This window comes from Ciceribacter sichuanensis (assembly GCF_024055605.1).
In the GTDB taxonomy this organism is placed as follows: Bacteria; Pseudomonadota; Alphaproteobacteria; order Rhizobiales; family Rhizobiaceae; genus Allorhizobium; species Allorhizobium sichuanense.
Window position 1 is genome coordinate 1 of record NZ_JAMXLX010000009.1, and the last position, 23,006, is coordinate 23,006.

Here is a 23,006-nt window from a genome sequence, read left to right on the forward strand (position 1 = left end):
AAAAGGGTTTTGCACACCGGATAAGCCGAAAAGCGGCTTACCTAAATGGCGCGGGGTGGAGCAGCCCGGTAGCTCGTCAGGCTCATAACCTGAAGGCCGCAGGTTCAAATCCTGCCCCCGCAACCAAAAATACCCCCTCCAAAACATATCACAGCCGACCCGTCATCGACCCACCAAGAATGCTTCTTCGTGGGCCAGGTCTGACCCTCCGTAGCACGACCAGAACCTGACGAACCAACGTCAAAGTCTCGCCCAGAAAACAAAATATCCAAGGAAAGCCCCCAGCGAATGGCTTTTGGCGGGCCTGCCCTTCCCAGAAAAAAACTCGACAGGCGAGACGTCAACCTGGCAGCGCAAAGGGGTTGAAGCCCGTGCAGCGGTAGCCCTCTTCTTCCGCCGCGGCGTCGAGAGCCAGACTTGCAAGATCGTCACCCACCACATCCGATTCACGATTACCCGTAAGCGAAACAACCTTCAGATAGCCGTGGGAGATTAACTCGCGCGCCGCGGGGACCAAGCAACAGAATAGAACTCGCAGACTACAGCAGCGCAGCCCATGCGGCCCTGATAGTTCCGTATGGAAGTCGGTGCATTCAGTGACGGAAATTCGACGAGAGCGCATGAAGCTCCGCGCGCCGCCCTTCCAGGCACAGCGCCGCGCGGTTTCTTTCAGATTTCCCGGATCAGTTGTTCGGCGATACGAACGCTGAGCGCTGCCCCGGTGAGTGTGGGGTTCATGCAGGAAGCCGAGGGCATGACACTTGTGCCGGCGATGAACATGTTGGGATGGTCGTGCGTGCGACAGTCGCGATCGACGACGCTGTCCTTCGGGTCGTCGCCCATGCGGGTCGTTCCCATGACGTGCTGGCGGTTCTGCCACTTCACGTCGGTGGAGAGCACTTCCGCGTCGAGCAGTTCGGCGATCCTGTTCAGGTCCTGCAGGCCCCTGTCGCGGCCGGCGTCCCAGTATTCGGTGACGCTGTAGTAGAGAACTGGAACCGGGATGCCGAGCGCGTCGAATTTGGTCTTGGACGGGGTCACGCGGTTTTCCGGGAGCGGCAGGGGTTCGAAGTCGATCGCCCAGTTGAGCGAACGGGCCGAGTATTTCCGGATCTGTTCGTCGAGCTTGGAGCCGAGAATACCCTTCTTGATGAAGCCCTCGGTCATCTGCGCGGTTGGCACGGTGTTGCGTACCTTGATCTTGTAGCTCGGATAGTCCTTGCGGAATTCACCGTCGCGCTGGTTCAGGTAGACCAGAAGCTCGGTCGGGCCCTCGCCCGGCCACATGTCTTCCTTGGTCAGCATGTTCATGCTGATGCCGGTATGGTCCACCAGGTTGCGGCCGACCTGATCGGAGGAATTGGCGATGCCGTTCGGATATTTGTCGGATGTTGAGATCAAGAGCAGCTTTGCCGACTCGATGCCGTAGGCGGCGAGCACGAAATATTTCGCCGTCAGGCGATGCTCGGAGTTGTCCGGCTTCTTGTACCAGATCGCCGTGATCTTGCCGTCGTCACCGGCCTCGATCTTGTAGACTGGCGAGTTGTCCAGAAGCTTGGCGCCGTGGCGCTCGGCTTCGTCGATATGCATCGAGCCGTCATACTTGGCGCCAATCGGACAGACCGGATTGCAGTTGTTGTTGCCGGCGCAGATCGGGCGGTTGCCATAGGGGCGCGAGGCGCGTCCATGGGGCTCGAGAACAGGATTGAAGCCTCCGACGCCGAGCTTTTCCGCCAGAGTCTGGAACATGTAGCTGGAATTGAGCTGTTTCATGGGGAAGGGCATGGTACGGGGCGGCATCGGACCGCCGCCCTGGCCGCTTTCGTCCTGGCCATCGACGCCGGTGACGCCGAGTTCCAGCTCCGCCTTGTTGTAGAAAGGCTCGAGATCGTCATAGCCGATCGGCCAGTCGCGGCCGCGACCATAGAGAGATTGGATCTTGAAGTCGTTCGGGATCATGCGCCACAGGGCCGAGCCGAAGTGCCAGGTCGTACCGCCGACGACGCGAAGGTATGAGGTATTATACTTTACCGGTCCTTCGAACTGCAGATAGTCGCCATAGGTCGACGGAGCGTGCGGCAGGTTAGGGAAGGGCGAGCCGGCGCCCTGAAGCTTGGAGTTGGCGAGCGAGAGCTTCACCGGAGCGTTGCGGAAGGTTTCCACGATCTCGCGGCGGTTAACGCGCGGGCCCGCCTCGAGCACGATGACCCTCTTGCCAGCCTTGGCGAGATTGGCAGCGATGATGCCGCCCATGACGCCCGAGCCGATCACGATAAGGTCGGCATCATATGTATCGTTAGCCATTGTCTTTATTCCTGTCAGATCTTGCTTCCTGGTTTCGGTCCCCAGGCGTTGGGGCCGGGACCGTAGGTCGGAATGGGAAGGAGGCCCTTGGTCGGGCGATACATCAGCGAGTCGGCATAGGTGATGAGTTCCCGATCCTCCGGCTCTCCGACAACGCCGAGATACCAAGCCGAAACGACTTTGGTTGCCGTCTCCATGAGTGCTGGATCCGTGTCGGTCAGGGCAAGGAAGCCATCCATGTTCGGCACGGCGGATTTCCTGATCAGATCGGAAAGCGCGGCAAGGCTGGCATCAAGACCGGCATCGCGTTTTCTCAAGGCGGTGAGAAAACGGCCGCCGAGGACGGGATCGAGCGAATATCCGGTCAGGAACTCCGACAACTGGGTGAAGGATGTCACCGCATCATCCGCCGCGGTCGTCGGCAACGGACCGGCGATGTCGGCAATGAGCGCGAGGCCGGCAATTGCGACGCTGGCGCGCAGCAGGCTGCGACGAGATAGGTGGTGACCGGGAGCGGTCAGGGAGGAGGGGTTGAAAGGCATCAGGATCTCCGGGGAGCGTTCAATGCGAACGGGTTGGGATGCTGCGGTTCAGCCGAGAACCGGACGCTCGCGGCGTCGGGAAACCAGCCAGGAGAGCAGCGCAACGACGGCAAGCGCGAACACGATCGCAACGGGTGCCGCAAACGGTGCAAGTCGAACGATCAGGGGTTTCTCGCCCCCGTCACGAATGCGGGCCACGTCGGCTTCCGTTACCTTGACGGACGGGTTGCCGTAATGGGTCAGCACGTAGTTGCTGACGTCGGCGATATCCCTGTCCGACAGCCGGTCGGCATAGGATGCGTCCGGGCCGAAGGCGGGCATGAAGGCGACATGATCGCCGACCGTGCGATGAAGGCCATAAAGGATGGTCGAGACCAGATTGTCCGGGCGATCGCCACCGGCTGCGGTGTTGTGGAACAGCGAGGGGTAATGGTCGTTGCCCTGGCCTTCGAGCTGATGACAGGCGGCGCAGCTGCCGCTGAAGACGTGGAAACCATTCTGGTTTTCCGACTGTCCCGGCAGGCCGCGTAGCGAAGCTTCCGTCTCGGTGGAGGGTTTGCCGAAATCCGAGCGGGGGTGAATGTCGCCGGACGATATCGCCGACACATCCTTGAGATAGGTGACGATGGCCTTGATGTCGTCATCGGGCAGATATTGCAGGCTGTTTTCGACGGCCTCCGCCATGGGGCCGGCGGCCTGCGCCTTTGCCGGCGACATGACCTGTCTTGAGATAGCGGGTCAGTTCGTCGTCGGACCAACCACCAATGCCGGATACCGCGTCCGAAGTGATGTTGGGGGCGTACTAGGAGCCGACGGGGCCGCGGCAAGTGACTGGCCGCCAGCTTCCGCCATGAAGAGGTTGCGCGGCGTGTGGCAGGTGCTGCAGTGTTCCAGCGCTTCCGAGAGATAATCGCCGCGGTTCCATTCCGCAGACTTGGCCGGGTTGGGCCCGAAACGATCCTTGTCGAGGAAGGGCAGGTTCCACATGGCCATGGAAGCGCGGATCGAGAAGGGGAAGGGCAGCTCCGTCTGCTGCGGCTTGTGCTTGACCGGCTTCACCTCCGGCATGAAATAGGCGTAGAGCGCCTTCATGTCGTCATCGGTGATCTTCGCATAGGCCGTATAGGGCATGGCCGGATAGAGATGGCTGCCGTCCTTTGCGACACCTTCCCGAACAGCACGGGCGAAATCTTCCTCGCTATAGCTGCCGATGCCATCGGTCCTCGACGGCGTGATGTTGGTCGAGAAGATCTTGCCCAGAGGCGTATCTATACCGTAGCCGCCGGCAAAGGGTTCGCCGCCATGGGGAGCGGTATGACGGGCGGCGCAGTCGGCGGCCGTCGCAAGGTAGCGTCCGCGGGCGACGAGATCGGAAGCATCCTCGGCAAACGCTGCGCCGGCCGTTGCGACCAGCGCGGAAAAACAGAGCAGCGAGGCTGAAACCGGCGCGAAAAACGCGCGGCCGAAGGAGGTGTTGGGCTTAACAGGAGGCGTGAGCATAAATCCCATGCTTTCATCAAACGTGAACAACAGGTGCCAGACCCATCCACGCCTCCCACGTGCAGGGCTGATCCGGATCGTCGCAAACCGGAACGGAACATCGCAAGAATGCCGCCCTCTTCAGAGAATTCCTTGCACAAAACGCCTGATTTTAGGATCTCGAGCCAGATTGAGCGGCGAGCCGATGTGGCCACTATGAAGATGGCGCGACTTGATCTGTGTCATAGCGCCGCAGTTGATGACTTGGGTAGCCAGTTTATTCCACAAGCAGATTTCACCAAAGGCGAACTGTTGGGCGCCATGAAATTCGATCTTGCCGATCTCAGAATCTTCCTTTCCGCGGTTGAAGGCGGCAGCCTTACGGCCGCTGCCGCGCAAAACAATCTCGTCGTGGCGGCGGTCAGCGCACGGCTGCGCAAGCTGGAGGAGGCCTTCGATCTATCGCTGTTCGAGCGAACCGGGCGCGGCATTCGTCCGACGCTGACGGGCGACATGCTGGCGCAGCATGCGCGCCGGGTGCTGGACGACGCGCGGCGCATCGAGGTGGAACTCGGCGATTTCGCCTATGGTCGCCGCGGACAGGTGCGCCTTCCGTCCAACACCAACATGCTGGCCGAGCATATGCCGGTGGTGCTGGGGCGGTTTCTGGCGGCCAATCCGGATATCAGTGTTTCGGTCAAGGACAAGCCGAGCCTGGAAGTGGTGTCGCTTCTGAAGAACGGCGACGCTGATATCGGGATCGTTGCTGCTTCGGCTGATATGACAGGGCTCGAGCGCTGGCGTTTCGTGCCCGACAAGCTGGTTCTCGTGGTGCCGCCGGAAAGCGAATTTGGCGAACTGCTTTCCGGTCCGGTGGAGTTTTCCCGTATTCTCGATTTTCGCCTGATCGGTCTGCAGGAGGAGGTGGCGCTCTCGCAGTTCCTGCAGCGGCATGCCGTCGAACTTGGCCGGGACATGAAGCTTCGCATGCGCATGGACGGGTTCGAAGGCGTCTGCCGCATGGTGGAATGCGGGGCCGGTGTTGCGGTCGTGCCGGATAGCGCCGCTCGCCGTTACCGGCGCTTCATGGATTTCCGCGTTCTGGAGATTGGCGACGGCTGGGCCGATCGCGAACTTTATCTTTGCGTGCGTAGCGAGGCGGAGCTACCGCGGTTCGCGCAAAAACTCCTTGCCCATCTGCGAGCCTATGTCGCGGAAATGGCGGGACCCTGATCTTTCGGCCCCGAACGCCGTCAGTCGCAAACCGCCTCGGCCTCGATTTCCACTTCGTATTCGCCGATCAGATTGCCCGCCTCGATTAGTGTGTTGGCGGGCAGGACCTTCGAAAAGACGCGACCGTGGGCGCGCGAAACCGGTTCCCACTGATTTGCATCGCGCAGATAGACGCGGGTACGGATCACGTCGTCCATGCTGCCGCCGAGAGCGGAGATGGAGGCCGCGATCTTGTCGAGAATATAAGTCGCCTGTGCGCCGGGGTTTCCGGGTGCCACGCAGCGGTCCGTCCCATGGGTTGCCGTGGTGCCCGATACGAGAATCCGGTTGCCGATCCTGACCGCGCGGCTGTAGCCGGCGATCGGTTCCCATACGCTGCCGGAAGAAACCCGAAGCCTGTCGGGCCGTCCCGGCACGGATTTGGCAGTGTAGATAGATGGAATGGCGTCGAGGTGATGGCTGAGGTCGCCGGAGGCCGTGAGGAAGGGCGGCTTGCGGTATTCGTCGCCGCAATCGCCCGGAATGGGACTGGTGGCGGCAAAGGCGTCGTCGAGCAAGGCGTGATCCTCGCCGTCGAGGGCGAAGGAGAAGACCTTCAGATTGTCGTCGCGGTGTTCGCTTTCGCCCAGTCGCGCGCCGATGATGGTGGCGGCGACCGCCTCATGCTCCAGCACCCAGCGGCTCGCGACGTTGGAGATCGAGACGCCATGCTTTTTCGCGATCCGGTCCGCGGCTCCAAGGATGCCCTGAAATGCAGCCCAGCCGCCGGCCGTATCGATGAAACGCTTGTATTTCGAACGGCTCCAGTCGGAGATCTCCGTCGGCTCCGGCTTGCCGATCCACTTTTCCGAGAGAAAGCCACCGGAAAGCGTTCCATAGGCGAGCAGCTTGACGCCGCTCCTGGCGCAGAGATCCGAAAGCGCGCCCGCCGCCCTGCGGTCCACCAGTGAGAAGGACACCTGGTTGGTGGCAATCTCGATGCCATCGGCAAGTGCCACGGCAAGATGGGCGGCGTCGAAATTGGTCAGGCCCAGCGCTTCGATCAGGCCTTCCTCGCGCATGCGCTGCATCTCGTGCAAGGCGTCCAGCCAGGCCGGGTGTTCGAACGTCCACCAGTGGAATTGCAGGAGATCGATCTTGTCGACGGCGAGCCGCTGCAGCCGCTCTTCCACGCCCCGACGAACGACATCGCGGGTCATCGGCCCCGGTTCCGGGCACCATTTGGTGAAGGCGGCGGGGCGATTGCGTGCGTCTGGATAACGGGAGAGCAGACGGCCGGTGATCACCTCGGCCGAGCCATAATGGTCGGCCATGTCGAAGCTGTCGAAGCCGGCCTGTGCATAGGCCTGCAAGGCATCGGCGCCTGTTTCCGGATCGATGATCTCGCCGTTCTTTTCCATATCGGCGACCTGCCACAGGCCGCAAACGAGGCGGCTGATCGAAAGATTGCTGGTGAGCGCGATGCGTTCGGGCGACTGGCTCATGGTAGTCATTCCTAGGATTCGGCCTTGGAGTTGGCCTTGGATTTCATTGTGGCGCGTCCGGTGGCCGAAGATCGGCCTTCGCCAAGAATACCACGGGGACGCAGAAGCAGAATGAGGCAAAGACCGATGCCGATGGCGACGATCTGCAACGAGGCGGCGCGCGCCTGCTGTTCGGGCGGAACGACGGCGGATACTGCCGCTGCCGAAAGCGCCCAGAGGCCCCAGACGAGAATGGCGCCGAGGATCGCTCCGCGATTGCTGCCGGAGCCGCCGACGATCAGCATGGCCCAGACCTGGAAGGTCAGGATGGGCAGATAGTTGTCCGGTGCGATGAAGCCGATGAAATGGCCCTGCACCGCACCCGCCAGACCCATGATGGCCCCGCCGATGGTGAAGGCCTGCAGGCGGAAACGGATCGGGCGCTTGCCGAGCGCCTGTGCCGCCGTTTCATCCTCTCTGATCGCGCGCAACACACGGCCCCATGGGCTCTTGGCGAGATGTTCTAGTGCGAGATAGAGCGCCAGTACCACACCAGCCACCAGCGCCAGATTGGCAAGGCCGAAGCCCAGCGGATTGCCGGCGAGGTTTGCGAAGGGTCGCGGTATGAAGCCGATGCCGAAAGCGCCGCCGGTGAGCGGCTGGATATTCAGCACGCAGAGCTGAACTGAGACCGCAACGCCGAAGGTGGCGATGGCGAGATAATCGGACCGAAGCCGAATCGTCAGCGCTCCGACGAGCCATGCGGCAAGGCCGGCAGCAAGGGCGCCGCCAAGCCATCCGATGGCAATCGGGAGGTCGAAGCCGCCGAAGCGGTCGGGCGTTTCGGGCGTGGTCAGCAATGCCGAGACATAGGCGCCGATGGCGACGAAAGCCGCAATGCCGACATTGAACAGGCCCGTCTGGCCCCACTGCACATTGAGGCCGAGACACATGATGGAGTAGGTCAGCGCCATGGTCAGGAAGAAGGCGCCATAGCCGATGATATCGACGCTCATGCCGCTCTCCCGAACAGGCCGCGCGGCCTGAGCAGCAGGACCACGACGAGGATGACGAAGGAGACGGCGGCTCGCCATTCCGCCCCGACCAACTGCACGGCGGCGGCTTCGGAAAGTCCGACGATCAGGCCGGCGAGCATCGCGCCCGGCACGCTGCCGATGCCGCCGAGGATCGTCGCGGCAAACAGGGGCAGCAGCAGGTCATGGCCGAGATAGGGGCGGATCTGCACCAGCAGTCCGGTCATGATGCCGGCGATGCAGGCAAGGGCGGCGCCGAGAAACCAGACCACCATGACGACCTTGCGCACGTCGATGCCGGCAATGCCTGAAAGCGCCGGGTTCTCACTGACCGCCCGCATCGAACGCCCTATGCCGGTGCGCGTCATCATCAGGTGGATGACGATGACGGCGATCAGAGTGACGCCGAGCGAAAGAAGCTGGTCCGGCGTTGCCCGCAGACCTCCGCCGAGCTGCACCGCGATCTGCAGCGCCTTGGTGTAATAAGCTGGCTTGGAGGTGAAGATGAATTCGAGAAGGCTGCGGAGAGCGAGGGATGCGCCGAAACTCGCCATGACCAGAATGATCACGGCGCTGCCGCGTTTCCGCAACCGGCCGAACAGGAGCGCATCGACCGCGAGCGCCAGAAGCCCGGTCAGCAGGATTGCGAGAACGGCTGACAGAGGAAGCGACCAGCCGAACGAGAAGGGTCCGATCGGCTTCAGCAGTCCCGTCGACAACAGGCCGAGAGCGCCGCTGACCGCCATGGCGAGATAGGCGCCCCAGGACAGGAGTTCCCCGTGGGCGAAATTGGCGAAGCGCAGGATCGAATAGGTCAGCGTCACGCCGATGGCGCCGAGGCCGATCATCGCGCCTGCGATCAGGCCATCCATCACAAACTGAGGGTTCATGGATGCTCTGCCTTTTGGGAGTAGCCAGCGGAATGGCCGGTGCCGAGATAGAGCTTGGCGATCAGCGGGTCGCCGAGCAGGTCGGCGGCAGCCCCCTCATGACGGATGCGACCTTCGACGAGGACGACTGCACGGCTGGCAATCGCCAGCGCCGCTTTGACGTTCTGCTCGACCAAGACGACCGTGACGCCCGTGGCGTTGATTTGCCGGAGCATTTCGAACACTTCGGAGACGATCTTCGGCGAAAGACCCGCCGATGGTTCGTCGAGAATGATCACCGGTGGGTCTATGATCAGCGCGCGAGCGACGGCGAGCATCTGCCGCTGGCCGCCGGACAAGGTGCCGGCCTGCCGCGAAGGCTTGGCCGCGAGATCGGGGAAGCGTTCGTAGAGGGCCGCGATCTTCCCGGACCGGACGGGCTTCGGCAACGCTGCCGCGGCAATCTGCAGGTTTTCGTGAATGGAGAGCGTCGCGAAGATGTTTTCCGTCTGCGGCACAAAGGCGAGGCCTTCGGCGATCTTGCGATGGGTGGGAGTGCGGGTGATGTCGCGGCCGGCAAGCATTACGCTGCCGGAATGGATGGGCACCACGCCGGCAATCGCTTTCACCAGCGTCGATTTGCCTGCGCCGTTCGGCCCGAGAAGAACCAGCAGTTCCCCCGGCGCGACGGAAAGATCGACGCCGCGCACGATCGGCAGATCGGGTTCGTAGCCGGCGACGAGGGCCTGCGCTTGCAGGGCAGGTGTCTGCGAGGCCGGGGCCGTCATATCGTCCCCCCGAGATAGGCTTCGATCACGGCGGGATTGGCGGCGACATTGGTGGGAGAGCCTTCGGCCAGCGGCTTGCCGAGCGCCATGGCCACCACGCGGGTGCAGAGCCTTGAGACCATTTCCATGTTGTGTTCGATCAGCAGGATCGATTTGCCCTGCCTATTGAGCGCGATCACCCGCTCCATGATCGTCTCAAGAAGGGCCGGATTGACCCCGGCGGCGGGCTCGTCGAGCAGGATCGCGGCGGGATCGGCCATCAGGATACGGGCGAGTTCGAGGAGTTTCCGCTGGCCGCCGGAAAGCACCCTGGCCGGCTGGCTTTCCAGCCCTGACAGGGTGACGAATTCCAGGAGCGAGCGCGCCTTTTCTATCGCTGCCTTTTCCTGCCGGCGCACATGGCCGGGGCGGAGGAAATTGGTGATCAGTCGCTCGCCATCCTGTGCCTGAGCGCCGGTCAGCACATTGTCCAGCACGCTCATTTCCAGAAAGGGTCGCGGGATCTGGAAAGTGCGCCCGACGCCGCTTGCGATGCGCCTTTCCGGGCTGTCCTGCGACACGTCGCGGCCGGCGATCCAGATTTCACCGGAGGTGGGTTTCAGCGAGCCAGCGATCAGATTGAACAGCGTCGTCTTTCCCGCGCCGTTCGGGCCGATCAGCCCGACCATCTCGCCAGCACCAAGCGTCAGCGACATGCCGGCAACCGCCGTCATGCCGTCGAAGCGCTTGACCAGATTGCGCGCGTCGATGACCGCTCCGGAGGGCCGCGGGGGGATATCGACTGAATTTGTCAGAGGCGGAGACATTGGCGAAAGAAAGGTTCTTGATTTGATGCGTGATGTTTGATCAAACTTTACTGCCCGAGGAAAAGCAACCCGAAAAAGCAGGTTGAAGCGGAGGAAGTTGATGACGGCCCATGCGCGACAGCCGCAGGAAAGCGGTGACGGTCTGACCGGTCGCGGCGCTCTGTCGCCCGTCGGACGCGAGACGCTGCACGAGCGCGTCTATAACCAGCTTCGCCGGTCCCTGATCAATGGCATGTTCGATGCCGGTGACGTGTTGCGCATCGTCGATCTGGCTGAGCGCCTTCAGACCAGCACCATGCCGGTGCGCGAGGCGCTGGGGCGTCTGGTCTCCGAACAGGCGCTCGAGGCCTTGCCGAACCGCTCGGTCCGTGTGCCGCTGATTACCCGCGAACGGCTGGACGATCTTGCCCGGGCGCGCATCCTCATCGAAGGGCAGCTTGTGGCGCTCGCCTTGCCCAATCTGACACGTGAGGATTTCGAGATCCTCAAGCAGATCAACGTCGATTGCGATGCGGCCTTCGAGCGGCATGGCAAGGACATCGGACAGGTCACCTCCGAGTTTAACCAGCGGTTCCATTTCCATATCTATCGCGCCGCGCGGTCGGCGGTGATGATCCCGATCGTCGAAAGCCTTTGGCTGCAATCCGGGGCGATCATCCGCAAGGCGGCGCACATCCATGACGAGCACGGCGGGCTGGCGGCGACCGATCATCACTGGGCACTGATCGATGCGCTGGAACGGCGCGATCCGGCTTCTGCGCTTGAATCGCTGACCAACGATATCAGCCGCTCCTTCGATCTCATTCGCGGCCGGCTCGATCAGGAAGAAAACGCAGCGGGGCAGGCGGATCATGGCTGAGACGAACGACGGCTTCGATCTCTTCGACCTGCGCGTGGACGTGATCATCCCCGAGGGCGGCGCCATCTATTGCGGCGCAAAGCCGGGCGATCATTTCGAACTGCATGGCGAGATGCTGTATTTGCCCCCCGGGCAGGGCATTTCGATCTACTCGCTTTCCTCGGTGCTGCCGCTTCTGGCGGCCAAGCAGCGGCCGACCCATGCCCATGACTGGATGACCACCGATGCGGAGATCGCGTGCCCGGACCCGAATTGCTCGACCCGGCTCCGGATCAGGCGAACGGGACTGCGCCGTTTCAGCCATGCTGCGACCACGGCAGTTCCCCTTAATCTTTCAGCAGACCCGGCGCCTGTCGCAGACATGGTGCCTCCCGTGAATGACGAATAGGCAGAAAGACATGCAGCGTATCACCATCGCACCCGATTATGAGATATCGCGGGTCATCCGCGGCGGCTGGCAGATGGCCGGCGGCCACGGGCCGATCGATGCCGAAGGGGCGGTGGATGACATGGTCGCCTTTGCCGATGCCGGCATCACCACTTTCGACTGCGCCGATATCTATACCGGTGTCGAGGAACTGATCGGCCGCTTCCGGCTGCGCTATGCAAACCTGCGTGGACAGGAGGCGCTGTCGCGCATCCGCGTGCATACCAAGTTCGTGCCGGACCTCACTATTCTCCCGACGATCAGCAAGGCCTATGTCGAGGGCGTCATCGACACCTCCTGCAAGCGGCTCAATCTCGAACGGCTCGATCTGGTCCAGTTCCATTGGTGGGCCTACGACATCGACGGCTGGCTGGAGACTGCCGGCTGGCTGAAGGAGTTGCAGCAGGCCGGCAAGATCGACAAGGTCAGCGGCACCAATTTCGACACCGATCATGTCGAGGCGATCATTGCCACCGGCGTGCCTTTCACATCGCTACAGCTCCAGTATTCGCTGCTCGACCGGCGTCCGGAAAAGCGGATGGTGCAGCTTGCAGCGGAGAAGAATTTCGCGCTGTTCTGCTACGGTACTGTCGCGGGCGGTTTCCTTGGCGACCGTTGGCTCGGCAAGCCGGAGCCGGAACATCCGCTCGAGAACCGTTCGCTCACAAAATACAAGCTGATCATCGACGACATCGGCGGCTGGGACCTGTTTCAGGCGCTTCTCTCGATATTGCGGAAAATCGCGGACCGGCATCAGGTGGATATCGCCACTGTTGCGAGTGCCGCGATGCTGACCCGGCCGGGCGTTGCCGCCGTGATCGTCGGTGCGCGCAACCGCGAGCATCTGGCTTCAAATCTTGCCATTTCCGACATCCGGCTGACTGATACCGATCGGGCCGAGATCGATAACGTATTGTTCGAGGCCTCGCCGCTCGAAGGGGACGTCTACACGCTCGAGCGGGACCGGGAAGGTCGCCACGGCAGCATCATGAAATACAATCTCAACAAAGGGGAATAACGATGAGGACTTCATTTCTGCTTTCAGCCGTGGTCGCAGCGCTTGCTGCGTCCACCGCGCCGACTTTTGCAGCCGATTGCGACATCACCGTCGGTCTCGTGATGGAACTGACCGGCCCGGCCGGTGAATACGGTCAGGCCGGCGCCAAGTCGGTCGCCATGGCTTTCCGTGACTTCAACGAAGCCGGTGGCGTCGACGGCTGCAACATCGTGGCCGATACCCGCGACAGCCAGAGCCAGGGCAACGTTGCCGTCGATCAGGCGACGCAGCTTGTCAACATCAAGAAGGTGCCGGTCATCATCGGCGGTATCATTTCGTCGGTATCTATCCCGATCCTGACCTCGGTGACGGCACCGGCCGGCGTCGTGCAGGTCTCGCCCGCTTCGTCCTCGCCAACGCTGACGTCGCTTGGCCGCGAAGGCAAGACGAATGGCGTGTTCTTCCGCACCATCACCTCGGATGCCCTGCAGGGCACGGCGGCTGCGAAATACGCAATCGATCAGGGTCTGAAGAAGATCGCCATCATCAACGTCAACAACGACTTCGGCGTCAACATGGTGAAGGAGTTCGCCACGGCTTACGAAAAGCTCGGCGGCACCATCACCTCGACCACGCCCTACAACGAAAAGCAGTCGAGCTACACCTCTGAAGCAAGCGCAGCGATGGCGGGCGATCCGGATGCGCTCTATCTCGTCAGCACGCCCGTCGACGGCGCCACCATCGCACGCGCCTGGATTTCGGGCGGCGGCAAGCAGACCTTCCTACTGAACGATGGCATGAACTCCAAGGATTTCATCGAAAGCGTCGGCGCGCAGTATCTCGAAAACGCCTACGGCACCTCTTCGGGCACCAGCCCGACGGCATCGACGGAATATTTTAACGCCAACTACGAAGCCTTCTCGGGCGGCATCTCCGCATCCGCTCCGGCAGCCGACCGCTCCTATGACGCGGGCGCGATCGTGGCGCTTGCTATTGCCAAGGCCGGCAAGGCCGATGCCGCAGCCATCAAGGCCGCAGTGCCCGCCGTGGTCGCCGAAGGCGGCACGCCCATCCATGCTGGCAAGGAAGAATTCGCCAAGGCGCTGGCGCTGATCAAGGAAGGCAAGCCGGTTAAGTATGAAGGCGTCATCGGTCCGGTCAGCTTCGACCAATATGGCGACATCACCGGCCCGTTCCGCCTCTGGAAGATCACCAATGGCGAGGTGACCACCGTCGGCGAGATGAGCGCCGAGGACGTCAGCAAGATCAAGGCTGCCCAGTAAGTGAACCAGCGGGGCGTCGGGGTTTAGAAGCCCCCGATACCTCATCTTCCCCTTTGATCTTCAGTCATTGGCTACGGATTCTGAATGCCGGTTCGCTGAGGATCGGTATATTCGGATCCCGGCAACAAAATATTACGAAAAATTACTTTGAATTACGTTGCGGCCACCACGCCACCATAGTGAAAACGGAGTTTCGGGCTGTCCTCAAATCAAGTGCAAAGGGGCTCTCGACATGAATATTTTCACAAGGGCGTCGGTGGTCGTTATTACCGGCTGCCTGTCTCTCACGACGGCGAATGCCGCACCGTTTCTTCCACTTTCAGCCGCAACCGGTAGTTCTGACCTGACGCTGGTGCAGGAAGCGCCTCCCGGAATGTGGCGTGGCTACAAGGGCGTGCGCCAGCAGCGTCCGGGCTATCGTCGAGGTGACGACGGCTGGTGGTATCCGCTTGCGGCCTTCGCAGCCGGTGCCGTTATCGGCGGTGCCATCGCTGGCTCCGGTAATGGCGGTGATGCTCCTCCCCCGCCGCCGGAAGGCCGTCAGCCGCCACCGCCACCCGGTGGTGGACAAGCTCGCCCCGATCGTCTGAGCCCCGAGCACTACGCATGGTGCGCGAAGCGCTACAAGAGCTACAGTGCAAGAGATAACAGCTATGTGCCGCGGGCCGGTGCTCGCGCCCAGTGCCAGTCGCCCTTCAGCTATTAAGCCAGGCTGACCCGTCTTGCTTCTTTCGCTCTCCACATGCATGTGGTGGGCGAACGGAGTAAGGGATTTCCGTGGCGGCCCGAACCGGCCACGGAATTATCTCCGACGCCGTCAGAGCCGGAAGGTTACGGTCTGCACGAGGCCGTTGGGCTTTCGATTGGCAATCGAGATGCGTCCGCCGAGACGCTCGATGATCTCCTTGGCGATGGCAAGGCCGAGGCCCGCGCCCGGAACGGATTTGCGGCGGGCGGGATCGACGCGGAAGAAGGGTTCGAATACGCGCCCGATCATCTCTTCAGGAATACCCGGCCCCTTGTCCGTAATCACAATCACTGCTTCCGTGGCGTCCAGCCGGAGCACGATCTCCGCGCCTTTCCCATGGGTCACCGCGTTCATTGCGAGGTTGCGCAAGGCCCGTTTCAGGGCGAGGGGTGCTGCCTCGATATGGACCGGCACCGAGGGGCCGGTAAAGGTGACCGCATTGTCGTGACCGATGTCCTGCAACTCGCTGACGATCTCGCTCACCAGCGCATTGAGGTCCACGGTTCCGGTCGCATCGCGATCGACTTCCTCACGCACCAGCCGGATCGCGCTGTCGGCGATGGCGTCGAGTTCTGTCAGGTCCGATAGCCACTTGTCACGCTCTTCGTCATCGGTGATGAATTCCGCCCTGAGCCGCATGCGGGTCATGGGCGTCCTGAGATCGTGGCCGGCGGCCGCGACGACGCGGAGCCGACTTTCCATCGCCGCCTTCAGGCGCGCGGAAAGCCCGTTCAGCGCCCGAGCCGTGGCACGGATTTCAGCCGACCCTGTCTCCGGAATATGGGGCAGAGCGCCATCCGGCCCGAGGCGGGATGCAGCGCTTTCCAGCATGGTGAGCGGGCGGACGATTTTCGTGGCGGTAAAGATGGATACGATCGTGCTGCCGATGACGATGATCGCGATCCAGATCCCGAATATCTTCCAGCCGTCCGGGGGTGGTCCCATGTCCGGCAGGTCGGTCACCAGCCAGCGACCGTTGGAGAGAGTGACCGAAAGGGCGGGGGAGGGGCGCGAGGGATCGCGCGAGACGATGGCCGTCCGGGTGGAGCCGTTGGCGGCAAAGGCCCTCTGGAGAAAATGCGAAAGGCCTTCGTCAACCTTGCCGGCATCAGGCGCGGAGCGAAGCTCCACACCGCTGGCTGCAGCGATGGAGGGATCCTGCTCGACGACCCGTGCCACCAGTTCCAGATGACGCGCCAATGGCTCGACTGTCGCACTTGGCGAAGGCGGCTGAAGCGCCTGCTGCGCGGCAAGCGTTGCAAGCGCCACGACGGAGATGATGGCGACGATCAGAAGCGCGGCAATGCGGTTGCGGAGCGAACTCATGGCACGGACGGGACAGTGCGAACCGCGACAGTCATCTGATAGCCGCCATTGCGTACGGTCTTGAAGATTGCCGCGCCATCCTGTTCTCCAAGCTTCCGGCGCAGGCGGCTCATGAGCACGTCGATCGAGCGGTCGAAGGGATTGCGGTCGCGGCCCTGCGTCAGGTCGAGAAGCTGTTCACGCGACAGAAGCCTGCCGGGGCGATCGAGGAAGACCTTGAGCAGGTCGAACTCGGCGCCGGTCAGGATGACCTCCTGCCCGTCGTCGCGCATGATGCGGCGCAATTGCGGATCGGCGGAGAACCGGTCGAAGGTATAGACATGCTGTTCCGGCGGCGGAGCCTCTCCGGGACCGGCGCGACGTAGTACCGCCTTGATGCGGGCCGTGAGTTCGCGCGGGTTGAAGGGCTTGCCCAGATAGTCGTCCGCGCCGATTTCGAGGCCGACGATACGGTCCACGTCTTCCTTCAGCGCCGTCAGCAGGATGACGGGAATGCGTGGTCGCCGGTCCTGAAGGCTGCGGCAGATATCGAGGCCGGAACCGTCCGGCAGCATCACATCCAGAACGATCAGGTCCGGGTCCGTGGAGGCGATGCGGCTCTCGCATTCGCGCCGGTCAGCGGCAACCGAAACCCGGTAGCCTTGTCCCCCGAGATAGCGGGCGAGCAGGGATCGGATCTCGGGATCGTCGTCGACGATCAGTATATGCGTGGCCTGTTGTGTCATGGCATAACCTGTTTGTGAATGTTTCTTTCTTATCAGGCCGGACGGCTCTTGAGGCGCGTTTTTGGCAACAAAAGGTTGCCACGGGGATTGTGGAAACATTCGTTTACAAAAATGGCTTGCCCGGAAGTGTTCGGCAACATTGGGACCAAGGCCGGCAACAGCAGCCACCTAACTTCCTGTCGCAGCAAAGACAGGAGGGATACCCCCGTGAAATCCTTGACCTTGAAGACTGTCATCGTTTCCACAACCGTGTTTGGCGTATTGGCAGCTACATTGCCTACGGCTCTTTCGCAGCAACCCGCCTCGGATGTGGTCGTACAGGATGATGCCGATCCCCGCGCTCCTCAGCTCCCGGTGGTGGAAGCTGATGCGGACGAAGGCATGCTCGGACCGGGTCCGCATGGTCCGCGACCGGATCGTGAATTCGCGGCGCTTGACCTTTCGACGAAACTCTCTGCGGCGGAAATCTATCTCGGAATTACACCGGACCAGCTCGGCCCGTGGCGTTCCTATGCCAGTGCATTCGTTGCGCTTGCCGATATGGGACCGCCCGGCGCGCCCGAGCCGAAGGGTGGTGCGAAGTCGCCAATGCCGGGTGCAAGGCTTCCCGCTGACGGCAAGGCACAGGAGACAGTGCCGCTCCCCGGTGAACGGCTTGCCGACGGTATTCTGGCTATCGCCGAAAAAGCGAAGGCGTTGAAGGACGCTGCTGATGCCCTCGAGCCGATCCTTACTTCTGAACAGCATGAAAGATTTGGTCGGCTGGAACGGGTGATGATGCCTCCGAAGGGCCCCGGTCCTCATGATCCTGCCGGAGACGTGAGGGGCTGACCAATCCCGGGCTTCCTCTTTACTCACCCCCATTGAAAGAGGAAGGCGCAGCCTCGTCGGCTGCACGCCATGGGTGGCATCCGCCGGTGCCACCCATGGCTGAATTCTTTTAGATTGGAGTTGAAATGAACCAGCTATTTCGCATCGCCGCTGTCGCAGCTTTTGGTTTGGCGGACTTGCAGACCTCCTATGCCGCCCCGGCAACGGAACAGCAGATTCCGGCTCAGAAGCGGGCCGTTCAGGCAGAGACCGTCAAGCCCAAGGCCCAGACAAAGGTCAAGACTCCCGCGAAGCCCACTGTCTGTAAGAAGGGCCAGAAGGACAACAAGAAGAACTGCGTCTTTGAGTGGGCCAAGAGCCGCTGACGGCGCAATGAAACGAGAAGCATGATGAGTAAGGCAAAGGCGACTATCGTCGGCACGATTGCCGTCGCACTGGCGGTGGGCGGATTTCTCTTCTGGCAGCAGCGGGCGGCTTCGCAGACACCCTCCGTTCTGACGTCGGCGGTAGCGCGTGGCGATGTCGAGGTGACGGTGCTCGCCACCGGCATTCTCAAGCCGGTGCGGCTGGTGGCTGTCGGCGCTCAGGCCTCGGGTCGTATCACCGGGATCAAGGTCGTGCTGGGACAGACAGTCAAGGCGGGTGATCTTGTTGCCGAGATCGATTCCATGACGCAGGAGAACAGCCTGCGGACTGCCGAGGCGGCGCTCGCCAACGTCAAGGCGCAGCGCATTGAAAAAGAGGCGACGATGGTGCTCAACCGGCAAAGCCTCGCCCGTCAGCAGGAAATGGTTTCGAAGAATGCTGCATCCCGCGCCGACTATGAAAGCGCGGTCGCCGATCTCGACGTGACAAAGGCGCAGCTATCCGCTCTTGACGCGCAGATCGAGGAGGCGCAGGTGGCTGTGGAGACGGCGAAGATCAACCTTGGCTACACTAGGATCACCGCGCCCATCGATGGCACCGTGCTTTCTATCGTCAGCCAGGAAGGCCAGACGGTGAATGCCAGCCAGTCGGCCCCGACCATCGCCATTCTCGGCCAGCTCGACACGATGACGGTGCGTACCGAGATCTCCGAGGCTGATATCACCAAGGTCTCGCCCGGTCTGCCGGTCTACTTCACCGTTCTTGGCGAACCGGCGAAGCGATACGATGCCAAGCTTGAGTCGATCGAGCCGGCGCCGGAATCGATCCGCAGCGATTCAAGCTTCAGTTCGTCTTCGTCGTCCTCCTCGTCTTCGTCCAGCAGCAGTTCATCCTCTTCCGAGGCGATTTACTACAACGGCATCTTCAACGTGCCGAATGTGGATGGCAGGCTGCGCACCTACATGACCGCCGAAGTGCACGTCGTGCTGGGTGCTGTACATGACGTGCTGACTGTTCCCGCGGCCGCTCTCGGTGCGGCGCAGGCTGATGGCCGTTACACGGTGCGGGTCATTGGAACCGGCGGGGCCATCTCCGAAAAGACGGTGGAAATCGGCCTGAACGACAAGATGATCGCGGAGGTGCGCTCCGGCCTTTCCGAAGGCGAGAGGGTTGTGACCGGTGAGGTGGCCGCTGACGACAGCTCCAGCAGCAATGCCGGCGGTCCTCCCCCCATGGGTTTCTGAGGCCATGAGCGAACCGATTATCGCCCTTTCGGGCATCCGGCGTGAATACCCGTCGGGCGAAGGCACGATTGCCGTCCTGAAGGACGTCGATCTGTCTATCCAGGCAGGGGAAATGGTGGCGATTGTCGGGGCCTCTGGCTCCGGCAAATCGACGCTGATGAACATCCTCGGCTGCCTCGACCGGCCAACATCAGGCAGCTACCGCATATCCGGTGTGGAAACCTCCGCGCTCGATGTCGATGCGCTGGCGGCGCTTCGTCGCGAGCATTTCGGTTTCATCTTTCAGCGCTATCATCTTCTTGGCGAACTCACGGCGCTCGGCAATGTCGAGATCCCCGCGATCTACGCCGGCGTTTCTCCCAACGCCCGGCAGGAGAGGGCAGAAGCGCTTCTGGCTCGCCTCGGCATGGCCGAGCGGGTGGGGCATCGTCCCGGCCAGCTTTCCGGTGGCCAACAGCAACGCGTCTCCATTGCCCGTGCATTGATGAATGACGGTCAGGTCATCCTGGCCGACGAACCGACCGGTGCGCTGGACAGCCACAGCGGCGAGGAAGTGCTGCGAATTCTTGGCGAACTCCATGCCGAGGGCCACACGGTCATCATCGTGACCCATGACATGTCGATCGCCCGCCGGGCGCAGCGCATCATCGAAATCCGCGATGGCAGCATCGTCGCGGACAATCGCAATACCGTGGAGGGCGAAGACGGAGCAACGTCATCGCCGGCTATCGAAGAGAAGCCTCCATCCGAGATCAAGACGAGCCGCCTGCGTGGTTTCCTCTCTTCGCTTCAGGAAGCCTTTCGCATGGCGCTTCTTGCCATGCGGGCGCACAAGCTGCGTACCTTCCTGACCATGCTCGGCATCATCATCGGCATTGCTTCCGTCGTCAGCGTGGTTGCGCTGGGGAAGGGGTCGCAGCAGCGCGTGCTCGAAAACATTGCGAGCCTTGGCACGAACACACTGGAAATCTTCGCCGGCAAGGATTTCGGTGACGTCCGCTCCGGCAAGATCACCACGCTTGTCGTTTCCGATGCGGACGCGCTCGCCAGCCAGCCTTATGTCGCGGCGGTAACGCCGACTGTTTCCACCTCCAGCACCGTTCGCTTCGGCGCGAAGGAGTCGAATGCCATGATCAGCGGAGTGAGCGAACGCTACTTCGTTGCCAAGGGCACCAAGCTTTCCGAAGGTCGTTTCTTCGATGCTTCAAGCGTTCTGGAGAAGACACAGGAAGTCGTGATCGACGAGAACACGCGCAAGGCGCTGTTTGCCGATCTGAACGAGAGCCCTGTCGGCAAGGTTATCCTGATTGGCACGGTGCCGGCACGCGTGGTCGGGGTAACGAAGACGCAGCAGGGCGGCTTCGGCTCCAGCCAGAACCTGTCGCTCTATCTGCCTTACACCACGGTGCAGGCGCGGTTTCTCGGTAGCCTGTCGTTGCGCAGCATCACCGTGCAGGTCAACGACGAAACCAGCACCGCGCTGGCTGAAAAGGCCGTGACACAACTCCTGACGCTTCGTCACGGAACGAAGGATTTCTACATCCTCAATACGGACGATATCCGCGAGACGATCACCAGCACTACGCAGACGATGACCCTGCTGGTCGCGGCGATTGCCGTCATCTCGCTGGTGGTCGGCGGTATCGGGGTGATGAACATCATGCTTGTTTCGGTGTCCGAGCGTGTTTCGGAAATCGGCGTGCGGATGGCGGTCGGTGCGCGGCGGAGCGACATCCTCAGGCAATTCCTCATCGAGGCTGTGCTGGTCTGCCTCGTCGGGGGGCTGGCCGGAATCTCGGTGGCTCTCGGCTTCGGCGGGCTCTTCAGCCTGTTCAGCTCGAACTTCAGCCTGGTCTATTCGACAACCTCTATCGTCGCGGCTTTCGTCTGCTCCAGCCTGATTGGTGTGGTCTTCGGTTACCTGCCGGCGCGCAACGCTTCGCAGCTGGATCCGGTCGCCGCCCTTTCCAAGGGGTGATGATCATAAGGTCGTCGCTAATGCGACCATCGCGGCTTTCGCTTCTCTGCGAAAGCCGCTCGTCCCTCGCGAGCGTCGTCCGTCTCGGCAATTTCGGCGATCCGTCGTTCGGCTAAGGCGAGCATCTCCGGGTTTGTCATGCTTCGCATTTCCCGGAGGGTTCGTTTTCCGGCTGAGATAGCTTCGGCGGAATTCCGTCCGAGTTTTTCCAGAACGTCGGCGATGAGTTCATCGAGGTCACCGACAGGGGCGATGCCGTTGATGAGACCGTATTGCAGGGCGGTTGTCGCGTCGATGCTTTCACCGAGATAGGCCATTTCCTGCAGGTGTCGCAGGGTTATCTTCGGCATCAGCCGAGCGGCAACCATCATCGGGAAGAGGCCGACACGCACTTCCGGCAGGCCGAAGTTCGCGTGTCTGGCGGCATAGGCGAGATCGCAGGCGGCCAACAGGCCCATGCCGCCTGCCAGAACCGAGCCGTTGATCCGCGCGATCACCAGTTTTTCGCAGGTTTCGATTGCATTCAGCACACCAGCGATCGGGTTGCCTCCGTCGTCAGACCGGAACATGCCGCCTGCGCTTTCCTTGAGATCGGCGCCCGAGCAGAAGCTGCGCTCGCCGGTTCCCGTCAGAACTACCGCCCGCAATGTCGGGTCAACGGAGGCCTCTTCAAAGGCTTCGATCAGACTTCTGGTCAGGGCTGAGTTGAGGGCGTTGTGGACTTCCAATCGATTGAGGGTCAGCCACAATACATGCCCACGGCGTTCACGCAGCAGTTCATCGGCCATGCTGTCCTCCGGTCTGTTTTTGGGCGAGCAATGCCCGTCCCGCCCGCGCTTCATTGCGTCGCCCCAGGATATCGCTGATCCATCCGCCCGTTTCCGCGACAGCCTGCAGGTCGGCTCCCGTCGAAATGCCCAGGCCATGCAGCAGGTAGAGCAGGTCTTCCGTTGCGATATTGCCGCTCGCCCCCGGCGCATAGGGGCACCCTCCCAGGCCCGCGACGGAACTGTCGAAGACGGCAATTCCTTCCTCAAGGCTCGCCAGCACATTGGCGATGCCCTGCCCGTAGGTGTCGTGGAAATGCATGGCGATCCGTTCATGCGGTATCGTTGTCGTGACCTCGCCAATGACGTTGCGGATCTGCGCTGCCGTACCCACCCCAATCGTGTCGCCGAGCGAGACTTCGTAACAACCCATGGCGAGCAGTTCGCGCGCCATAACCGCGACCTCGGACGGCGGTACTTCGCCGTCATAGGGGCAGCCGGCGATGCAGGAGACATAGCCGCGAACCCGAATGCCTCTGGTGATGGCGAGATCGCAGACGTCGCGGAGCCGGGCGAGGCTTTCGGCCCGCGAGCAGGCGATGTTCTTCAGGCTGAAGCCTTCCGACGCCGAAACGAAGACCGCGATTTCGCCAACGTCCGCGGCAATCGCGTCTTCCAGACCCTTGAGATTGGGAACGAGGGCCGGATAGATCGTGCCCGGTCGTTTCTGAAGAGTGCGGAAGACCTCGTCGGAATCGGCCATCTGCGGTACCCATTTCGGGGAAACGAACGCGCCTGCCTCCACTGCCGGCAATCCGGCCTTGGCGAGACGTTCGATCAGTTCGACCTTCACGGCGACGGGCACCCGGGCGCTCTCGTTCTGCAGTCCGTCGCGGGGACCGACTTCGACAATCTTCACCCTTTCCGGCATCTTCAT

General features: G+C 62.0%; 24 protein-coding genes and 1 tRNA gene. 11 read left to right on the plus strand and 14 right to left on the minus strand.

Annotated elements, in window-relative coordinates; genetic code table 11:
- Positions 1-49: 49 nt before the first annotated feature.
- A tRNA-Met gene (locus NBH21_RS21545) sits at positions 50-126 on the plus strand.
- Between the two features lie 214 nt (positions 127-340).
- Here the strand turns inward: NBH21_RS21545 and NBH21_RS26290 are convergent.
- From NBH21_RS26290 to NBH21_RS21565, 5 genes are read right to left on the minus strand one after another with little or no spacing between them, the layout of a single operon-like run.
- Positions 341-622, minus strand: coding sequence for a formate dehydrogenase accessory protein FdhE domain-containing protein (locus tag NBH21_RS26290; RefSeq protein WP_425340463.1), 282 nt, complete (start codon positions 620-622; stop codon positions 341-343).
- 47 nt (positions 623-669) lie between these two features.
- On the minus strand, positions 670-2,304 hold the full coding sequence (locus NBH21_RS21550) for a GMC family oxidoreductase (RefSeq protein WP_250915002.1): 1,635 nt from the start codon (positions 2,302-2,304) through the stop codon (positions 670-672).
- A gap of 14 nt (positions 2,305-2,318) precedes the next feature.
- Positions 2,319-2,846, minus strand: a complete 528-nt coding sequence (locus tag NBH21_RS21555; protein ID WP_250915003.1) for a sorbitol dehydrogenase family protein — start codon at positions 2,844-2,846, stop codon at positions 2,319-2,321.
- 48 nt (positions 2,847-2,894) lie between these two features.
- Complete coding sequence (locus NBH21_RS21560; RefSeq protein WP_250915004.1) at positions 2,895-3,563, minus strand: c-type cytochrome; 669 nt, start codon at positions 3,561-3,563, stop codon at positions 2,895-2,897.
- 21 nt (positions 3,564-3,584) lie between these two features.
- Positions 3,585-4,355 carry a cytochrome c gene (locus NBH21_RS21565; protein ID WP_250915005.1) on the minus strand — a complete coding sequence of 257 codons (771 nt, stop codon included), beginning with the start codon at positions 4,353-4,355 and terminating at the stop codon, positions 3,585-3,587.
- Between the two features lie 291 nt (positions 4,356-4,646).
- Here NBH21_RS21565 and NBH21_RS21570 point away from each other — a divergent pair, with 291 nt between their 5' ends.
- The gene (locus NBH21_RS21570) at positions 4,647-5,558 is read left to right on the plus strand and encodes a LysR family transcriptional regulator (protein ID WP_250915006.1); all 912 of its coding nucleotides are present in this window, start codon (positions 4,647-4,649) and stop codon (positions 5,556-5,558) included.
- A gap of 20 nt (positions 5,559-5,578) precedes the next feature.
- On the opposite strand, the gene NBH21_RS21575 is transcribed toward NBH21_RS21570, so the two are convergent.
- The 5 genes from NBH21_RS21575 to NBH21_RS21595 are packed head-to-tail and all read right to left on the minus strand — an operon-like array spanning position 5,579 to position 10,518.
- Positions 5,579-7,042 (minus strand): aldo/keto reductase, encoded by a 1,464-nt coding sequence (locus tag NBH21_RS21575; RefSeq protein WP_425340464.1) that lies wholly within the window; start codon positions 7,040-7,042, stop codon positions 5,579-5,581.
- Positions 7,043-7,053: 11 nt separating this feature from the next.
- Positions 7,054-8,037, minus strand: a complete 984-nt coding sequence (locus tag NBH21_RS21580; protein WP_250915008.1) for a branched-chain amino acid ABC transporter permease — start codon at positions 8,035-8,037, stop codon at positions 7,054-7,056.
- Positions 8,034-8,945, minus strand: a complete 912-nt coding sequence (locus NBH21_RS21585) for a branched-chain amino acid ABC transporter permease (RefSeq protein ID WP_250915009.1) — start codon at positions 8,943-8,945, stop codon at positions 8,034-8,036. The genes NBH21_RS21580 and NBH21_RS21585 overlap by 4 nt, the downstream gene beginning before the upstream one ends.
- Positions 8,942-9,712: an ABC transporter ATP-binding protein gene (locus tag NBH21_RS21590; RefSeq protein WP_250915010.1), complete on the minus strand. Its 771-nt coding sequence runs from the start codon at positions 9,710-9,712 to the stop codon at positions 8,942-8,944. The genes NBH21_RS21585 and NBH21_RS21590 overlap by 4 nt, the downstream gene beginning before the upstream one ends.
- Complete coding sequence (locus NBH21_RS21595; RefSeq protein WP_250915011.1) at positions 9,709-10,518, minus strand: ABC transporter ATP-binding protein; 810 nt, start codon at positions 10,516-10,518, stop codon at positions 9,709-9,711. The genes NBH21_RS21590 and NBH21_RS21595 overlap by 4 nt, the downstream gene beginning before the upstream one ends.
- 100 nt (positions 10,519-10,618) lie before the next feature.
- Between NBH21_RS21595 and NBH21_RS21600 the strand changes: the two genes are divergently transcribed.
- From NBH21_RS21600 to NBH21_RS21620, 5 genes are all read left to right on the plus strand, one after another.
- On the plus strand, positions 10,619-11,377 hold the full coding sequence (locus NBH21_RS21600; protein ID WP_250915012.1) for a GntR family transcriptional regulator: 759 nt from the start codon (positions 10,619-10,621) through the stop codon (positions 11,375-11,377).
- The gene (locus NBH21_RS21605) at positions 11,370-11,765 is read left to right on the plus strand and encodes a TIGR04076 family protein (RefSeq protein ID WP_250915013.1); all 396 of its coding nucleotides are present in this window, start codon (positions 11,370-11,372) and stop codon (positions 11,763-11,765) included. Before NBH21_RS21600 ends, NBH21_RS21605 begins: the two co-directional genes overlap by 8 nt.
- A 10-nt stretch (positions 11,766-11,775) precedes the next feature.
- Positions 11,776-12,822 carry an aldo/keto reductase gene (locus tag NBH21_RS21610; RefSeq protein WP_250915014.1) on the plus strand — a complete coding sequence of 349 codons (1,047 nt, stop codon included), beginning with the start codon at positions 11,776-11,778 and terminating at the stop codon, positions 12,820-12,822.
- 2 nt (positions 12,823-12,824) lie between these two features.
- Positions 12,825-14,084, plus strand: a complete 1,260-nt coding sequence (locus NBH21_RS21615; RefSeq protein ID WP_250915015.1) for an ABC transporter substrate-binding protein — start codon at positions 12,825-12,827, stop codon at positions 14,082-14,084.
- 232 nt (positions 14,085-14,316) lie between these two features.
- Positions 14,317-14,790 carry a BA14K family protein gene (locus tag NBH21_RS21620; protein ID WP_250915016.1) on the plus strand — a complete coding sequence of 158 codons (474 nt, stop codon included), beginning with the start codon at positions 14,317-14,319 and terminating at the stop codon, positions 14,788-14,790.
- A 111-nt stretch (positions 14,791-14,901) separates the two neighbouring features.
- On the opposite strand, the gene NBH21_RS21625 is transcribed toward NBH21_RS21620, so the two are convergent.
- Together NBH21_RS21625 and NBH21_RS21630 are read right to left on the minus strand one after the other, a co-directional pair.
- Positions 14,902-16,158 carry an ATP-binding protein gene (locus NBH21_RS21625; protein WP_250915017.1) on the minus strand — a complete coding sequence of 419 codons (1,257 nt, stop codon included), beginning with the start codon at positions 16,156-16,158 and terminating at the stop codon, positions 14,902-14,904.
- Positions 16,155-16,883 carry a response regulator gene (locus NBH21_RS21630; protein ID WP_250915018.1) on the minus strand — a complete coding sequence of 243 codons (729 nt, stop codon included), beginning with the start codon at positions 16,881-16,883 and terminating at the stop codon, positions 16,155-16,157. Before NBH21_RS21630 ends, NBH21_RS21625 begins: the two co-directional genes overlap by 4 nt.
- Positions 16,884-17,090: 207 nt before the next feature.
- Here NBH21_RS21630 and NBH21_RS21635 point away from each other — a divergent pair, with 207 nt between their 5' ends.
- The 4 genes from NBH21_RS21635 (at position 17,091) to NBH21_RS21650 (ending at position 21,302) form a co-directional block, all read left to right on the plus strand.
- Positions 17,091-17,714: a hypothetical protein gene (locus tag NBH21_RS21635; protein WP_250915019.1), complete on the plus strand. Its 624-nt coding sequence runs from the start codon at positions 17,091-17,093 to the stop codon at positions 17,712-17,714.
- A 125-nt stretch (positions 17,715-17,839) separates the two neighbouring features.
- Positions 17,840-18,079, plus strand: coding sequence for a hypothetical protein (locus NBH21_RS21640; protein WP_250915020.1), 240 nt, complete (start codon positions 17,840-17,842; stop codon positions 18,077-18,079).
- 24 nt (positions 18,080-18,103) lie between these two features.
- Entirely contained in the window at positions 18,104-19,324 is a 1,221-nt protein-coding gene (locus NBH21_RS21645) for an efflux RND transporter periplasmic adaptor subunit (protein WP_425340465.1), read from the plus strand.
- Positions 19,325-19,328: 4 nt separating this feature from the next.
- Complete coding sequence (locus NBH21_RS21650; protein ID WP_250915022.1) at positions 19,329-21,302, plus strand: MacB family efflux pump subunit; 1,974 nt, start codon at positions 19,329-19,331, stop codon at positions 21,300-21,302.
- Between the two features lie 17 nt (positions 21,303-21,319).
- On the opposite strand, the gene NBH21_RS21655 is transcribed toward NBH21_RS21650, so the two are convergent.
- Positions 21,320-22,090: an enoyl-CoA hydratase-related protein gene (locus NBH21_RS21655; protein ID WP_250915023.1), complete on the minus strand. Its 771-nt coding sequence runs from the start codon at positions 22,088-22,090 to the stop codon at positions 21,320-21,322.
- Positions 22,080-23,006 (minus strand): hydroxymethylglutaryl-CoA lyase, encoded by a 927-nt coding sequence (locus NBH21_RS21660; protein WP_250915024.1) that lies wholly within the window; start codon positions 23,004-23,006, stop codon positions 22,080-22,082. Before NBH21_RS21660 ends, NBH21_RS21655 begins: the two co-directional genes overlap by 11 nt.

Coding starts and splice junctions, on each gene's coding strand:
- NBH21_RS26290 (WP_425340463.1), bottom strand. CDS start 622: ATGCGCTCTCGTCGAATTTCCGTCACTGAATGCACCGACTTCCATACG.
- NBH21_RS21550 (WP_250915002.1), bottom strand. CDS start 2,304: ATGGCTAACGATACATATGATGCCGACCTTATCGTGATCGGCTCGGGC.
- NBH21_RS21555 (WP_250915003.1), bottom strand. CDS start 2,846: ATGCCTTTCAACCCCTCCTCCCTGACCGCTCCCGGTCACCACCTATCT.
- NBH21_RS21560 (WP_250915004.1), bottom strand. CDS start 3,563: ATGTCGCCGGCAAAGGCGCAGGCCGCCGGCCCCATGGCGGAGGCCGTC.
- NBH21_RS21565 (WP_250915005.1), bottom strand. CDS start 4,355: ATGGGATTTATGCTCACGCCTCCTGTTAAGCCCAACACCTCCTTCGGC.
- NBH21_RS21570 (WP_250915006.1), top strand. CDS start 4,647: ATGAAATTCGATCTTGCCGATCTCAGAATCTTCCTTTCCGCGGTTGAA.
- NBH21_RS21575 (WP_425340464.1), bottom strand. CDS start 7,042: ATGAGCCAGTCGCCCGAACGCATCGCGCTCACCAGCAATCTTTCGATC.
- NBH21_RS21580 (WP_250915008.1), bottom strand. CDS start 8,037: ATGAGCGTCGATATCATCGGCTATGGCGCCTTCTTCCTGACCATGGCG.
- NBH21_RS21585 (WP_250915009.1), bottom strand. CDS start 8,945: ATGAACCCTCAGTTTGTGATGGATGGCCTGATCGCAGGCGCGATGATC.
- NBH21_RS21590 (WP_250915010.1), bottom strand. CDS start 9,712: ATGACGGCCCCGGCCTCGCAGACACCTGCCCTGCAAGCGCAGGCCCTC.
- NBH21_RS21595 (WP_250915011.1), bottom strand. CDS start 10,518: ATGTCTCCGCCTCTGACAAATTCAGTCGATATCCCCCCGCGGCCCTCC.
- NBH21_RS21600 (WP_250915012.1), top strand. CDS start 10,619: ATGACGGCCCATGCGCGACAGCCGCAGGAAAGCGGTGACGGTCTGACC.
- NBH21_RS21605 (WP_250915013.1), top strand. CDS start 11,370: ATGGCTGAGACGAACGACGGCTTCGATCTCTTCGACCTGCGCGTGGAC.
- NBH21_RS21610 (WP_250915014.1), top strand. CDS start 11,776: ATGCAGCGTATCACCATCGCACCCGATTATGAGATATCGCGGGTCATC.
- NBH21_RS21615 (WP_250915015.1), top strand. CDS start 12,825: ATGAGGACTTCATTTCTGCTTTCAGCCGTGGTCGCAGCGCTTGCTGCG.
- NBH21_RS21620 (WP_250915016.1), top strand. CDS start 14,317: ATGAATATTTTCACAAGGGCGTCGGTGGTCGTTATTACCGGCTGCCTG.
- NBH21_RS21625 (WP_250915017.1), bottom strand. CDS start 16,158: ATGAGTTCGCTCCGCAACCGCATTGCCGCGCTTCTGATCGTCGCCATC.
- NBH21_RS21630 (WP_250915018.1), bottom strand. CDS start 16,883: ATGACACAACAGGCCACGCATATACTGATCGTCGACGACGATCCCGAG.
- NBH21_RS21640 (WP_250915020.1), top strand. CDS start 17,840: ATGAACCAGCTATTTCGCATCGCCGCTGTCGCAGCTTTTGGTTTGGCG.
- NBH21_RS21645 (WP_425340465.1), top strand. CDS start 18,104: ATGAGTAAGGCAAAGGCGACTATCGTCGGCACGATTGCCGTCGCACTG.
- NBH21_RS21650 (WP_250915022.1), top strand. CDS start 19,329: ATGAGCGAACCGATTATCGCCCTTTCGGGCATCCGGCGTGAATACCCG.
- NBH21_RS21655 (WP_250915023.1), bottom strand. CDS start 22,090: ATGGCCGATGAACTGCTGCGTGAACGCCGTGGGCATGTATTGTGGCTG.
- NBH21_RS21660 (WP_250915024.1), bottom strand. CDS start 23,006: ATGAAGATGCCGGAAAGGGTGAAGATTGTCGAAGTCGGTCCCCGCGAC.